General features: G+C 48.2%; 12 protein-coding genes and 1 pseudogene. 10 read left to right on the top strand and 3 right to left on the bottom strand.

What is annotated here, in order from left to right; translation table 11 throughout:
• The 3 genes from ACINK7_RS11010 to ACINK7_RS11000 all read left to right on the top strand — a co-directional run bounded on the left by ACINK7_RS11010 (position 1) and on the right by ACINK7_RS11000 (position 6,905).
• Positions 1–1,428 carry a contractile injection system tape measure protein gene (locus ACINK7_RS11010; RefSeq protein WP_404361389.1) on the top strand — a complete coding sequence of 476 codons (1,428 nt, stop codon included), beginning with the start codon at positions 1–3 and terminating at the stop codon, positions 1,426–1,428.
• Complete coding sequence (locus tag ACINK7_RS11005) at positions 1,425–4,868, top strand: DUF4157 domain-containing protein (protein ID WP_404361388.1); 3,444 nt, start codon at positions 1,425–1,427, stop codon at positions 4,866–4,868. The genes ACINK7_RS11010 and ACINK7_RS11005 overlap by 4 nt, the downstream gene beginning before the upstream one ends.
• 711 nt (positions 4,869–5,579) lie before the next feature.
• Positions 5,580–6,905: an ATP-binding protein gene (locus ACINK7_RS11000; RefSeq protein WP_404361387.1), complete on the top strand. Its 1,326-nt coding sequence runs from the start codon at positions 5,580–5,582 to the stop codon at positions 6,903–6,905.
• Between the two features lie 71 nt (positions 6,906–6,976).
• Here ACINK7_RS11000 and ACINK7_RS10995 read toward each other — a convergent pair whose 3' ends face one another.
• From ACINK7_RS10995 to ACINK7_RS10985, 3 genes are all read right to left on the bottom strand, one after another.
• Positions 6,977–7,279 carry an HIRAN domain-containing protein gene (locus ACINK7_RS10995; protein WP_404361438.1) on the bottom strand — a complete coding sequence of 101 codons (303 nt, stop codon included), beginning with the start codon at positions 7,277–7,279 and terminating at the stop codon, positions 6,977–6,979.
• A 7-nt stretch (positions 7,280–7,286) separates the two neighbouring features.
• Positions 7,287–7,697, bottom strand: coding sequence for a hypothetical protein (locus ACINK7_RS10990; protein WP_404361386.1), 411 nt, complete (start codon positions 7,695–7,697; stop codon positions 7,287–7,289).
• A gap of 272 nt (positions 7,698–7,969) precedes the next feature.
• Positions 7,970–8,227 (bottom strand): phage integrase N-terminal SAM-like domain-containing protein, encoded by a 258-nt coding sequence (locus ACINK7_RS10985; RefSeq protein ID WP_404361385.1) that lies wholly within the window; start codon positions 8,225–8,227, stop codon positions 7,970–7,972.
• Between the two features lie 338 nt (positions 8,228–8,565).
• Between ACINK7_RS10985 and ACINK7_RS10980 the strand changes: the two genes are divergently transcribed.
• The 7 genes and pseudogenes from ACINK7_RS10980 to ACINK7_RS10950 all read left to right on the top strand — a co-directional run bounded on the left by ACINK7_RS10980 (position 8,566) and on the right by ACINK7_RS10950 (position 12,818).
• Positions 8,566–8,964: a RusA family crossover junction endodeoxyribonuclease gene (locus ACINK7_RS10980; protein WP_404361384.1), complete on the top strand. Its 399-nt coding sequence runs from the start codon at positions 8,566–8,568 to the stop codon at positions 8,962–8,964.
• Between the two features lie 399 nt (positions 8,965–9,363).
• Entirely contained in the window at positions 9,364–9,642 is a 279-nt protein-coding gene (locus ACINK7_RS10975) for a hypothetical protein (protein WP_404361383.1), read from the top strand.
• 1,162 nt (positions 9,643–10,804) lie between these two features.
• Complete coding sequence (locus ACINK7_RS10970) at positions 10,805–10,939, top strand: MAPEG family protein (protein WP_404361382.1); 135 nt, start codon at positions 10,805–10,807, stop codon at positions 10,937–10,939.
• 12 nt (positions 10,940–10,951) lie between these two features.
• A pseudogene (locus tag ACINK7_RS10965) lies at positions 10,952–11,197 on the top strand (MAPEG family protein); the annotation flags it as partial.
• A 111-nt stretch (positions 11,198–11,308) separates the two neighbouring features.
• Positions 11,309–12,037 carry an MBL fold metallo-hydrolase gene (locus ACINK7_RS10960; RefSeq protein WP_404361381.1) on the top strand — a complete coding sequence of 243 codons (729 nt, stop codon included), beginning with the start codon at positions 11,309–11,311 and terminating at the stop codon, positions 12,035–12,037.
• Positions 12,038–12,128: 91 nt separating this feature from the next.
• Positions 12,129–12,455: a low molecular weight protein tyrosine phosphatase family protein gene (locus tag ACINK7_RS10955; protein WP_404361380.1), complete on the top strand. Its 327-nt coding sequence runs from the start codon at positions 12,129–12,131 to the stop codon at positions 12,453–12,455.
• Positions 12,456–12,533: 78 nt separating this feature from the next.
• Entirely contained in the window at positions 12,534–12,818 is a 285-nt protein-coding gene (locus tag ACINK7_RS10950) for a hypothetical protein (RefSeq protein ID WP_404361379.1), read from the top strand.
• The last annotated feature ends 9 nt before the right edge of the window (positions 12,819–12,827 follow it).

Below are 12,827 nucleotides of genomic sequence, written 5' to 3'. Positions count from 1 at the left end.
ATGAACGCGGTGATTCGATGCTATGCGCTCGATGCCGAAACGACCGGCTCCGAGTCGGACGGCGTCGAATTACAACGCCTATTGACTCGCTTGACTCACGACCAAATCGTTCGAACCATCGACAGTGTTTTGGAGCGTTGTTCGTCGCCGAACGATTATCTGTATCTCGACCGCTTGTCGATCGATGTCGGAAGCCTCGAATTGGCGCAACTGGAAAGCGAGCTACCGAAAAGAATCGCTGCCAATCTGGAACGAGCCTTAGCCGATGTTAGCGCTTCGAATGTCGACGATTCGAGGGCGCTAATTGCCGGCGGCGGAAATTATCGGCAATCGAGACAACAAACCGTAAACGATGCCCTGTTGTTTTTTTTGATGACCGGCCGCTTGCCTTGGTCGTTCCGTTTGCCGGCCGGTCAAAATTTGGAACAGGTTTTGACCGAAAACTGGCGTGATAACGAGTCCGCCTTGGGTGGCCGGCATTTCAGCAAGGCGCTGATCGGAGTTTTACGGAACGATGCAGCTAGAGTCCGTTTGCTTCGGCAGTTTTCGACGGGTTTCGTTGCCCGCTTGTTAGTTCGCTATTTTCCGGAAACCGCAGTCGTTTTCGAGAAAATACGGCAAGGCTTAACGGATTCCGTACCGCCCGCGATTGCCGAAGACGACCGCTTAAGAACGGTTGTGCAGAATCTGTTGGTCATATTGTCATCGGGTCAAGCCGTTAGTCAAACGATGCTGAACGAAATAGGCGCAATTGTTAAAGACCGATACGACGCAGACTACGCGCCGGATCGACATATTGAAGTAAAGTGGCAACATCAAGACTCTCGGCGAAGCGATTCGGCGTCACGGTCTCAAACACCTGCGACACATCGGCAGGAAGTCGAGCCGCTAGCACATTCATTGTTTCCGGTCGATGATTCGGACATCGCCGAAGGCGTTTATGTCGATAATGCCGGTCTGGTGCTGTTGCATCCATTTTTGCCGCAACTGTTTACCGCATCGGCTTGTTTGCAAGACTATAAAATCGTTAAAACCGGCAGGGCCTTGGCGCTTTTGCATTATCTGTCAACCGCAGAAACGGTTGCACACGAATACGACTTGGTATTACCCAAAGTACTGTGCAATATCGACTTGCCGGTGCCGGTTGAAACACTTACGAAGCTGAATCTCGAAGAACGAAGCGAAGCCGATGAATTATTGACTGCCGTGGTGAAACATTGGGACGTATTACGAAATACCTCGATCGACAGTTTACGAGCAACGTTTATTCTGAGGCCCGGAAAACTGCTCCGGCGCGGCGATGGCGACTGGCAACTGCATGTCGAATATCGAAGCTGCGATATTTTACTCGATAGCCTGCCTTGGAACATTGCAACGATTAAGCTGCCGTGGATGCAAAACCTGCTTTGGGTGGAGTGGAGCCTATGAAAACCGGTGTAAAAAAATCATCCGGCACTGTTTCGAAACCGGCCAATCAAGCTTTTTTTGCCAAGGCCGGTTCGAGCGGATTTTTTGCGGCCGCGAACGAACCGAAGGCGCCGGCCGTGCAATTGAAAATGACGGCCAACAAGCCCGGCGACAAATTCGAAAATGAGGCCGATAACATGGCCGATAAGGTCATGAAGATGCCGGCGCCGGAAGAGCGAGTGCAAAAGGCGGAATTACCGGAGGAGAAAGTTCAGAAACAAGAAGAGCCACTGCAAAAAGCCGAGCTTCCCGAAGAAAAAGTCCAAAAACAAGAGGAAGAACCACTCCAAAAAGCCGAAGAGCCCGAGCGAGCGATACAAAAGCAAGAAGACGAAAAACTGCAAAAGGCTGAAAGGCCTGAAGACAAACTACAAAAGGCGGAGGCTCCTGAAGACAAGTTGCAAAAGCAAGAGGAAAAGCCCTTACAAAGGGCTAAAGCTCCCGAAGAAGAACTGCAGAAAGCCGAATTACCCGACGAAGAGATCCGGAAAAAAGAAGAAGAACAACTGCAGCGCAAAGGTGACGGCGCGCCCGGTGTCAGTAGTCAAGTCCAATCGGCGATTCATAATAAAACCACAGGCGGCGAGGCGTTATCCGGCGATGTTCGAGGCTTCATGGAACCGCGCTTCGGTGCCGACTTCAGCAATGTCCGGATTCATCGAGATGCTGAATCCGGGGGCTTAAGCAATCAATTGAGCGCTAAGGCATTCACCTTCCGTAATCACATATTCTTTTCCCACGACCAATACCGGCCCGGTACCGGCGAAGGCAAGCAACTGCTCGCACACGAGCTAACCCATACGATACAACAGGGCGCCGCCGTGCAGCGCAGCCCGCAGGTCACGACGACCGCGACTCCGCCGGCTCTTCAGCGCGGCTTCTTGCCTGATCCGAGGGATTTCATTGCAAGAAAGGCAGCCTTGATTCCGGGCTTTCCGATGTTGACCGTGGTGATTGGCATGAACCCGGTGACCGGCGCGGCTGTCGATCGCAGTCCGGGAAACATCATGAGGGGAGTCATCAGTCTGCTGCCCGGAATCGGCCCGGTTATCAACCAGGCCTTGGATAATCACGGAATCTTTTCGAAAATAAGCGACTGGGTTTACCAACAGTTCGATGCACTCAAGGAAATGGGGAGCGGTATTTGGGAAAGCGTTAAACAATTTATCAAAGAGCGATCGATTACCGATATCAAAAACCTGGATGCTGTATGGGAGCAGGGCAAGCGCCTCATTACCGGACCGATAGACCGAGTGAAATCTTTTGCCGCCGGTCTCGTCGGCGGTATTGCCGACTTAATCAAGGATGCGATCCTCAAGCCAATCGCCGAGTTTGCGCGCAGTCAAACGAATGCTTATCCGTTGTTATGTTCGGTACTCGGTAAGGATCCGATTACCGGCGACAAGGCTCCGGACGATGCCGAGGCGTTGATTGGCGGATTCATGAATCTGATCAATCAGGGCGATGTCTGGGCCAAAATTCAGGAAGCGAATGCGGTACCGCGCTGCATGGCTTGGTTCAAAAAGTCGATGCAAACGGTCAAAACGTTCGCGGCGCAAATTCCGGGGCTTTTTATTGCCGCGTTCAAGGCATTGGAAATCAAGGATATTATTCTGATTCCGCTCGCGTTCGGTAAACTGGCCAAGGTCTTCGGCTCGTTCGCGGGCCAATTCATCGGTTGGGCGGGCAGCGCCGTTTGGAATCTTCTAGAGATTATTTTTGACACCGTTAAACCCGGCGTAATGGGTATCGTCAAGCGTACCGGCGGTGCACTGAAAGCGATTCTAAAAAATCCTTTACCTTTCGTCGGTAATTTGGCGGCGGCCGGTAAATTGGGTTTCCAACAATTCGCCGGCAATTTTCTAGGACATCTCAAAAAAGGGTTATTCGAATGGCTAACCGGTTCATTGCCGGGCGTTTATATTCCGGCTTCGTTCGCGCTGGGCGAGATTGCCAAATTCGTATTTTCGGTGTTGGGATTGACCTGGCAAAATATGCGCGTCAAATTAGTTAAGGTGCTAGGCGAAAAAACCGTTCAGGCTCTCGAAACCGGTTTTGACATCGTCAAGACATTGGTCACACAGGGGCCCGCTGCTGCATGGGATAAAATCAAGGATCAGCTTTCGGATCTCAAGGACACCGTGATCGGTGGAATTATCAGCATGGTTGTCGACATGGTCGTCAAAAAGGCTGTTCCCAAAATCGTTTCAATGTTTATACCGGGTGCCGGTTTCATATCGGCGATTTTGTCCATCTACGACCTGGTGATGGTCGTCGTGCAGAAATTGTCGAAAATCGCGCAGGTCGGCGCCGCATTCATCGGTTCGATCGTACAAATCGCCGCCGGCAACATCGGCGCTGCAGCCAAGCGTGTCGAATCGGTACTAGCCGGCATATTGTCGCTGGCGATCAGTTTTCTCGCCGGCTTCGCCGGTTTCGGCAAAGTCGCCGACAAAGTCTTGGGCGTGATCAATAAAGTTCGCGTGCCGATTGATAAGGCACTCGATAAGTTGATTGGCTGGATTGTAGGTAGGGCGAAAGCTTTGTTTTCAAAACTATTCGGGAAAAAGGATGACAAGCGTACTGAAAATGAGAAAAAACGAGATTTGGAGTCGGCTATTCGAGAGTCGGAAATTCTACTCGACAACCCAAAGATTAGTACTAAACGGTTAGATAAAAAGCTAATTTCTATCAAAAAGAAGTACAAGTTGACCTCACTAACACTCGTCAAGGCGTCGGAAAATCAAGACTCGGAAACCAGTTATGTGAGTGGGGAGGTTAATCCAAAGCTTAATTCAAGAAAAGTTTCTAAATCGAAGTCTTCCGGACCGTTAGTGGCTTCGGTAAAAGTTACATCAAAAGGTGTTTCAAAAGATGTTCAGGAAAGATTGACGCCGGCAGAACACGATTGGGCGGAATATGAACGAGGCGCTATGCAAAATGTAGTTTTGGGAGAATTGATTCCCGAATGGGAAGAAAGAACCGGAGTTCCTATTACGACTAGCGATCAAAAATTGGAATCCGCGCAATATATGGCGAGATTCAAGACTCAAAAAGCGTTTCGTGTCGGAAGCCGGCGGCCGCGACCGGAGGGCCGTGTTGAAATCAAACAACCGGGTGGCAAAGGAAAAATTTCGCATGTGTTTGCGGTTGAGGTGACAACTATTCGCGACCTGACCGATACTAGCGGGGAATCGGGAGGACCGGTAAGACATAAGCTTGCTCAAATTCCTAATACGATCGAGACTTTGATAAGCAAATATGGGCCAGGACCTCAAATTGAATACACGATAATTTGTCCGAGAGACTTAAAGCCGGATGAACAAGCCATGCTTGAGAGTCTAGTAAATCGGCCTGATGCAAAAAATTTGAAGATCGTTTGGGTGAAAACGGGGGCATGATGAATCGCTTAGGCAGAAAATCATTTTTTCCGATAAGTCTTCCGCGAATTCCCCCTGCTCATTGCTTGGGAATGCAGTCCGAGAAACTCCAGTTTATCGAAACCGGCAATCCATAGCTTGTCGTCAGAATGTCCCAAACGGGAATTTGGGATATAGCCTAAAAGATTTCTAGTTCCCGTGGTCCAGCGCTCGCCGTTATACACAAGTACCGGTAAAGGTGCTGAACAGAGGTTATCGAATACCTGGGAACGGTACTGTTTGGAAAATCAGTGGATATTGAAAGTCAATGGCTTTCCCTCACCTAGCGTTAGGTGAGGGACGACGAAGGCGTCGCTCCCACAAGCGGCCGAATACTTTGTGGGAGCGATCCCCAGATCGCGATTTCGAGGCCGAGAGTGTTAAGCGACAATAAATGGTATCGAGGCCTCATTGGCTAAGATTGCAAAAGGGTAATTCAATACTTATGTATAACGATGAGCGGTCCTCCGTGGAAATCCATACCTTCGCTGCCGAGACAAGATCGGTATGCATTCTCACGCTGGAGCGGTGGAAGCGAGTCCTGTAGGGTACGCTGTGCGTACCATGGCAACCCTGCCGATGTTAACCAAGTCCATATGATTTGACCTGAGTAGGGATGCGGTGCTTAGGCACATGCAAAAATCGGCATTTTTTACTGGCCTTATCCTCAATAAAATTCAATGAAATGACTCAATGAACGTAGACATCGTTAACCTTGAAATAGCGCTTAAATGGTTGAAATCCTTTATTGAAGATTGCCTATATTCACGCCTTAAAAAACCCTCGGAGATTGAAATAAAATCGTTGAATTTATATAACAGTGAATCGTGGTTGACTGAATTCATAGAAAAATACAACCCGAGCTTGGAAGAGTTTGTTGCACTGTTACTCGCTATCGTTCCTCACCTCCAACCTCATTTCTTCAACAAATTGATTTCCGAGTTTCTTCCCGAAGGTGGCGATTTCCCCGAATTCGGCGGCGTCAAAGGTGCCAATCATCGGGGCATTCTACCGACCGGCGAAACCACGCAATTCATTCTGGCCGGGGACGATCTGGAAAAACGTCTCGAAGTTCAAAAAATCTTCAGCGACGACCATTGGTTCGCGAAACAAAAAATTCTCCGGCTCGATCCGGTACCCGAAGGCGAGCCGATCATGAGCGGGCGCTTGGTGCTGGACCCTGAAATCGTCGAATGGCTGACGCTCGGCTCGGTCAGCAAACCTCGCTTCAGCATCGATTTTCCGGCCGAATACATCGAAACCGAAATGGATTGGGACGACTTGGTATTGCCGCCGTCGACCTTAAAACAAATACGCGAAATCGAACATTGGATCGAGCACAACGATACCTTGCTGCAAGACTGGGGCATGAAGAAAAAAATCAAGCCGGGCTATCGAGCGTTATTCTACGGACCGCCCGGCACAGGCAAAACGTTGACCGCAACGCTGCTCGGCAAGCAGACCGGCAAGGACGTGTTTCGCATCGATCTGTCGCGCGTCGTATCGAAATACATCGGCGAAACCGAAAAGAACCTGTCGCACCTGTTCGACAAGGCCGAGAACAAGGATTGGATCTTGTTTTTCGACGAAGCCGACGCCTTGTTCGGCAAGCGCACCGACATACGAGATGCCCACGACAAATACGCCAATCAAGAAGTCGCTTATTTATTGCAGCGCATCGAGAACTATAACGGCTTAGTGATCCTGGCCTCTAACCAACGGGCCAATATTGATGAAGCATTCGTGCGTCGCTTCCAGGCTATTATTCATTTTCCAATGCCCGGGGCGATTGAGCGCTACGAGATCTGGCGGAAAACGATTCCCGAACAGCTCGAGGTCCATGTCGACATCGATTGGCGACAGGTAGCGAACCGTTACGAGTTGTCGGGCGCAAGCATTTTAAATGTCACGCATTATTGCGCGGTTGAAATCATGGCAGCGCAAAGCACAAGGCTCGACCTAAAAAGACTGGAAACCGCGATCCAGCGCGAATTTATCAAAGAAGGCAAGGTCGTTTAGATTTTGCTCGCTATTATCAACAAACGGTTCAGATTATGATTCGCGTTGCTCACAAAATCTAAACTTATTCGTTAAGCCACAATCTGACTGATGTCCTTAGCACCAATACGGCCATAAATGTAAATCAAAGGCCGCTCTTCAGTGCCATTAATACGTTCAATTACAGCAGTAATGGTATTGTCGTCCTGTAACCAGCGTATAAATGCCGGACTCTGGACTTTATTAACGTAGCCAATCTTGTTGCCCATGGCTTCAATTCTGACGGCCTGATGATCATGCTCATTTTCCGGTTCAGCAACAAGATCAACATTCATTCCAACCGAAATGTCTTTTAAGGCGATTGGTCTCTGATAACGAAAACCTTCCACTTCAATATAAAACTCATTGGGTGCGGTGATGCCATCGACTTATTAACGAAAAGCCGTCGTTAGGCAATTTTGCACCTGTATGACCTAGCAATGCAAAGTCAGAAATATCCACTTCGGGCGACAACCTCCATTGCTTGAGATATTTATTAAAATCTCCCCGTTTTCTAGGTGGCACACGACGCAAAAACGTCTCTAAAACACTTTCGTTGTATTCTTGAGTAAGTTTGCGAAAAGCCGGATAGCAAACAAATCCTTCGATACGGGCATCAGCAAAATCCTTGGTATTAGCCAAATAGCGAAACGTATAATGCTTGCCCTCCAAGCGTATTTCACCGACAACAAATCTTTTACGAGACTTGCCTTCCGGCGCTTGCCAAACCAACAGTAAGCGATTTGGCTGAGGAACATAACTTATAAGATTCATAACAGTTAACTGAATTTTTGTTTAATGGTGTCGTATCTGGATGTAACTAAATGGCAAATCAAATCAGCACGCTTTTGGGTTAACGGGATCGGAATTGAGTATTTTCTGCAATTGTCCATGACCGAGCGTAATTGATCAGAATGAAATAAGGCCAATTTTTTTAAACCCGATCATTCAAAATAGGGAATTTTATTGCTAAGCGATGTAGTAGGTCTAAATGCTGGCATCGTTTTTCGTCTTTTAAATGCCAACGAAGGTCCGGTGACATTACACTACGTTGCTAGATGAGTCAAAAAGGCTTCGAATTTGGCTTCGCTGTGTTCAAATAAGGATTGTCTTTCCGTCATTCGGCGAAACTTGACGAATTGCTTGATCCAATCGCAGTAAGTCCGTTCGGTATACAGGGAATAATGCTTGAGACGCATGATCTTTCGCACGCCACAACCGGTAGAGCTTGCGAACTTGAACTTGACTTCGAAAACAGTACCATCTAAAGTCAGCGGCAATTTAATAGTCGGGCAAATCTGCATGGATTGTCAGCTAATATCAAGTTATCGAGGCAACTATGCGCAGTTTTTCAAATATCAAGGCAAAAGTGCCTGAAAATACCGGTAATATCAACTTGTGTGGGCAGATATGCCTGGGAATCAATAGTTCTCAGGGTGCTCCGCTGCGCTACGCACCCTGAGAATGGCCGAGTTGACAGGAAACCTGTCGAACGAATGGCCCTCAGTCCGCTTCGCTCCCTGAGAACCAATCGTTCGACAGGCCAAATTGGCCTGCATAATCGGATTACGCTACGCTACATCCATTATGCACGCAAATTTGCCTATCAACTCGGCCATTATGCCTGAAAGACGAATCCGAAATGACTGATGAATTAATGGAAGAATTGGAACTGGTGAAAAAAGGGGAAGCGCCGTCTCCATTCGGTAAAGCCGAGTTCACACTGATGGGATCTCCGGTATCCGTACAGTCAAAGAAAGATGTTCGCGAGGCCTATCTTCAATCGATCAGAAGCCAATTCAAAGATATCAAGTATTTGCTAACCGGCGAGCTAATACTGAACGTAGCGTGGCTTCTTCCCGCAAAAAGCAGATTCGAAACTGATGCTAAAGCTGACATCGATAATTGCGTTAAGCCAATTATTGACGCTTTCACCGGGCCAGATGGGTTCTTTATCGATGATTGCCAAATTCGTGGGCTATACATCTGTTGGCGCCACATTGAGTCTGAAGATGAAAGGAAGAAAGGGGTCAGGCCTTGAAATTGACGTTCGGACCTTTTGTTCTATTTTTAAGCTCAACTTACATCAACAAGAAAGCTAAATGGTCAAGCCTTTACGCATTGAATTTGCAAGAGCACTGATCCATATAACGGTTAGAGGCAGGTGTTCAATAAATAATCTACCGCAATTGCACAAATGAGCGAATATTTTGATTTGAACTATGCTGATTTGAGCCGCGCAGTAAAACAGGGGGAAAAGGAAGTGTTGGCGTCAAACGTAAGGTCTGACCCCCCCCTAATTTCATGACAAAGTTCGGCCTTTGCATAGAGCAATTAATGGCAATATTCGCGAGAGTCAAAAGCTCATACAACTTCGCGACTGGCTCCTCCCCATGCTAATGAACGGCCAAGTCACAGTTAAATAATCAACGGATTGAATATGAGCTATCAGGCAAAATTTACCGGCTGGCAGAACCTAACCCTCGAAGACTTGGTGGTGGCCTATCGCAAGGCCAAGGCGGATTGCTTCTTCGAAAATACCTTTCCCACCGCCATCAAGTTTGCCGAGTATGAACAAGACCTGTGGACTAAATTGAATGTGCTACTCGCCAGCCTGCAAAGCAACCATAGTTTCGCGGAAAACGCCAATTATCTGGTGGAGTTTCCAGGGCAAACGCATTATGTCGGGTTTTCGCAGATTTCAGTTGAGACTTTGTGAAGGTAATCTTTTCGAGCGTTAGCTATTTCTTCAAAGACTTAGACGCCAATGACGAACTTGACGCGATACCTTTAATTCAATTCGATTTTGAGCATCTCAGTGAAGGGCAGCGCGCTTTTACTACCCGTTACCACCTCAACGGCAAATATTGAGTAAAGTACAAAGGCATGACGATATTGGTTTGCTCTAGTGCCGAAGAGCCTTGTATGCCGGTTAACTTGCACGAAGAAAGGGGTCAGGCCTTGAAATTGACGTTCGGACCTTTTGTTCTATTTTTAAGCTCAACTTACATCAACAAGAAAGCTAAATGGTCAAGCCTTTACGCATTGAATTTGCAAGAGCACTGATCCATATAACGGTTAGAGGCAGGTGTTCAATAAATAATCTACCGCAATTGCACAAATGAGCGAATATTTTGATTTGAACTATGCTGATTTGAGCCGCGCAGTAAAACAGGGGGAAAAGGAAGTGTTGGCGTCAAACGTAAGGTCTGACCCCCATAATTTTTTAACTGGGCAATACTATAGATCACTTTACACTTTTATGCGCGTAAAAGTGTGGTTTTTATCATTTATATGCGCGTAAAAATGTGATTTCAGCTCTGAATACATAGAAATTTCGTCAATCAGCCTTGATGGCGAGGCTCTCCCTCGCCGTTAGCTGCAAATTTTTGCGCTTGCCTGATGTAAGGCAGCAGCTGAAAATGACCTTGCGCTATTAAACAATAATAACTGGGGTCAAATAACTGGGGGCAGAGTAAAATTAATTCTAGCAAAACGATTAACCGGAGCGCGTTTATAATACGGTTTTATTTTTCAGTTTTCCGTGCCGCGCCCGGTTAGCTTTTCTTTATGTTTAGCAACGATGCAAGTGAACTGGATGAATAGCAGACAAGCGCTTCGGATACTATTGTCCGCGCTGACGGTGGCCTCAATTTTTGGCGTATTCGCTGGCAGTAATGAACCTATACTTGGCACCTAGAGGCAGCGCAAAAGACAATAGAAGATGCCTGTTTTCAGTTCAAGTGGAGGCCAGGCGAAAATGGATATGAAAAGCATGAAAGCTAACACGGTACTTCAGATGACCCGCTGCCTCGCTCCTGTTGTCGCTATGCGGCAGCGGCCGCCTGAGTTTAATCATTAGAACATCACTGGGAGGAAATATGATAAGTTCTTTGTATGCTGCGATGTTGGCACTATTAATTGTCTGGTTGTCGCTTCGGGTCATAAAGTTGCGCCGGGAAAAGAAAGTGCGTCTCGGCGATGGAGGCGAACCTGAACTCCAGGCTGCGATCTGAGCCCAGGGAAATGCAACAGAATATATCCCCAATTCTCTCATCTTGCTCGTTCTGCTTGAATTAAGCGGGGCTCATGCAGTCCTCGTGCATTCCGGCAGTATTGCCGTGCTCGTGAGTCGCATCTTGCATGCAAGGGGCTTGCTGACCGAAAGCCTTCGTTATCGCATACTGGGAATGCAAGTTACCATTTTTACACTGATCGGTTTGGCAGTAGCCAATCTCGCTTACGTTGTGTACAGCGGCTTACGGATGCTCTAACATGGCGCTCAAAGGGGACGTGCCGCCTCATGGCGGTTTTTGAAGTTTTGTTATTTATTAAGCTTTGGGGCTTAGCGTCACTGTGACTGAATCGGTGTCCGGGAGAATCTGATGACCATTACGAACAAGCAATCCGGTACAAACGTGCATGAAATTGCCGATGGGATCTATCGCATCAACACGCCAATTGTGATCGAAGGTGCAGGTGGGTTCTCATTCAATCAATACCTCATCGTGGACGATGAACCATTGCTCTTCCACACCGGCCCACGAAAATTGTTTCCATTGGTGCGTGAAGCGGTCGGTACCGTTTTAGCGGTCGAGAGCCTTCGCTACATTGCGTTTTCCCATGTCGAAGCTGACGAATGCGGATCGCTCAACGAATGGCTCGCCATCTCTCCGCAGTCGGTACCCCTGTGCGGCGCAGTTGCTGCCATGGTATCGGTTAATGACCTTGCTGATCGGGCACCCCGTGCGCTTGCCGACGGAGAACTGCTCACCTTGGGAATGCACTCTGTGCGTTGGTTCGATACGCCGCATTTACCGCACGCGTGGGATTGCGGCTTCTTGACAGAAGAGTTAACGTCCACATTGCTATGTGGCGACTTGTTCACGCAGAAAGGCGCTGATCTTCCGCCTATCACGGAGTCGGACATCCTGGGACCGAGCGAGGCATTCCGTCACGAGATGGACTACTTCTCGCACACGAAGAATGCTCGTGCGATGCTTGAGCGTCTGGCCTCGACAAACCCTTCAACGCTTGCATGCATGCACGGTAGCGCATGGCATGGGGATGGGGCGAAACTGCTTCGTGCGCTTGCTGACGAGCTATCTGCATGACTGGGTCTGTGCTATGCCTGGACCAGGCGTTCCAGCGGACGAAGACGAACCGCGTCGCTGAGATTGATCGTTACGTGTACATGAGTCCGACATGAAGCTACTGTTTGTCTGTAGTGAGAATAGGCTGCGAAGCCCAACCGGAGAAGAGATATTCTCGCGATACGAGGGGGTCGAGGCGATTGGGTGCGGTACCAACGCCGATGCGGAGACGCCATTGAGCGGCGATCTCATCGAGTGGGCAGATGTTGTGTTCGTTATGGAAAAGTCGCACCGGAATAAGGTGAAAAAAAAGTACCGCGACCTCCTCAAAAATAAGAGGCTGATTTCTCTGGATATCCCTGATAACTACGAGCGCATGGACCCCATCCTTATTCGTCTACTGGAGAGCAGAGTATCCAAACATGTTCGGATTCGATAAACAAACGCGTAACGAATTGCTCAAAAATGACGAACAAAAAGCGCGCGAGTTTTAGCAAGGCCTAAGGCAATAGGAACAATGGAAGCCGTACCGTACAAAGAGCTATTGAGCATTGTTGCCATCGCGTTGACGTTTTTGGCGACGGCTCCTTACATATATTCCATTTTAAAAGGCGCAACCAAACCGCATGTATTTTCTTGGGTGATTTGGGGTACGACCACCTTCGTGGTTTTTCTGGCGCAACTTAATAACAAGGGCGGCGCTGGGGCTTGGCCAATCGGGGTATCGGGGGTTCTTACGATCTTCATTGCCATACTGGCTTTCGCAAAGCGAGGGGATGTGACGATCACAAAAACAGATTGAGTTTTCCTG

It is taken from the genome of Methylotuvimicrobium sp. KM1, assembly GCF_044788715.1.
Taxonomy (GTDB): Bacteria; Pseudomonadota; Gammaproteobacteria; order Methylococcales; family Methylomonadaceae; genus Methylotuvimicrobium.
The sequence above is the reverse complement of the archived record's forward strand: the minus strand, read 5'-3'. Positions and strand labels throughout refer to the sequence as shown.

Excerpts from the sequence above, each read along its gene's own strand:
- ACINK7_RS11010 (WP_404361389.1), top strand. The coding sequence starts at position 1 with ATGAACGCGGTGATTCGATGCTATGCGCTCGATGCCGAAACGACCGGC.
- ACINK7_RS11005 (WP_404361388.1), top strand. The coding sequence starts at position 1,425 with ATGAAAACCGGTGTAAAAAAATCATCCGGCACTGTTTCGAAACCGGCC.
- ACINK7_RS11000 (WP_404361387.1), top strand. The coding sequence starts at position 5,580 with ATGAACGTAGACATCGTTAACCTTGAAATAGCGCTTAAATGGTTGAAA.
- ACINK7_RS10990 (WP_404361386.1), bottom strand. The coding sequence starts at position 7,697 with ATGAATCTTATAAGTTATGTTCCTCAGCCAAATCGCTTACTGTTGGTT.
- ACINK7_RS10985 (WP_404361385.1), bottom strand. The coding sequence starts at position 8,227 with ATGCAGATTTGCCCGACTATTAAATTGCCGCTGACTTTAGATGGTACT.
- ACINK7_RS10980 (WP_404361384.1), top strand. The coding sequence starts at position 8,566 with ATGACTGATGAATTAATGGAAGAATTGGAACTGGTGAAAAAAGGGGAA.
- ACINK7_RS10975 (WP_404361383.1), top strand. The coding sequence starts at position 9,364 with ATGAGCTATCAGGCAAAATTTACCGGCTGGCAGAACCTAACCCTCGAA.
- ACINK7_RS10970 (WP_404361382.1), top strand. The coding sequence starts at position 10,805 with ATGATAAGTTCTTTGTATGCTGCGATGTTGGCACTATTAATTGTCTGG.
- ACINK7_RS10960 (WP_404361381.1), top strand. The coding sequence starts at position 11,309 with ATGACCATTACGAACAAGCAATCCGGTACAAACGTGCATGAAATTGCC.
- ACINK7_RS10955 (WP_404361380.1), top strand. The coding sequence starts at position 12,129 with ATGAAGCTACTGTTTGTCTGTAGTGAGAATAGGCTGCGAAGCCCAACC.
- ACINK7_RS10950 (WP_404361379.1), top strand. The coding sequence starts at position 12,534 with ATGGAAGCCGTACCGTACAAAGAGCTATTGAGCATTGTTGCCATCGCG.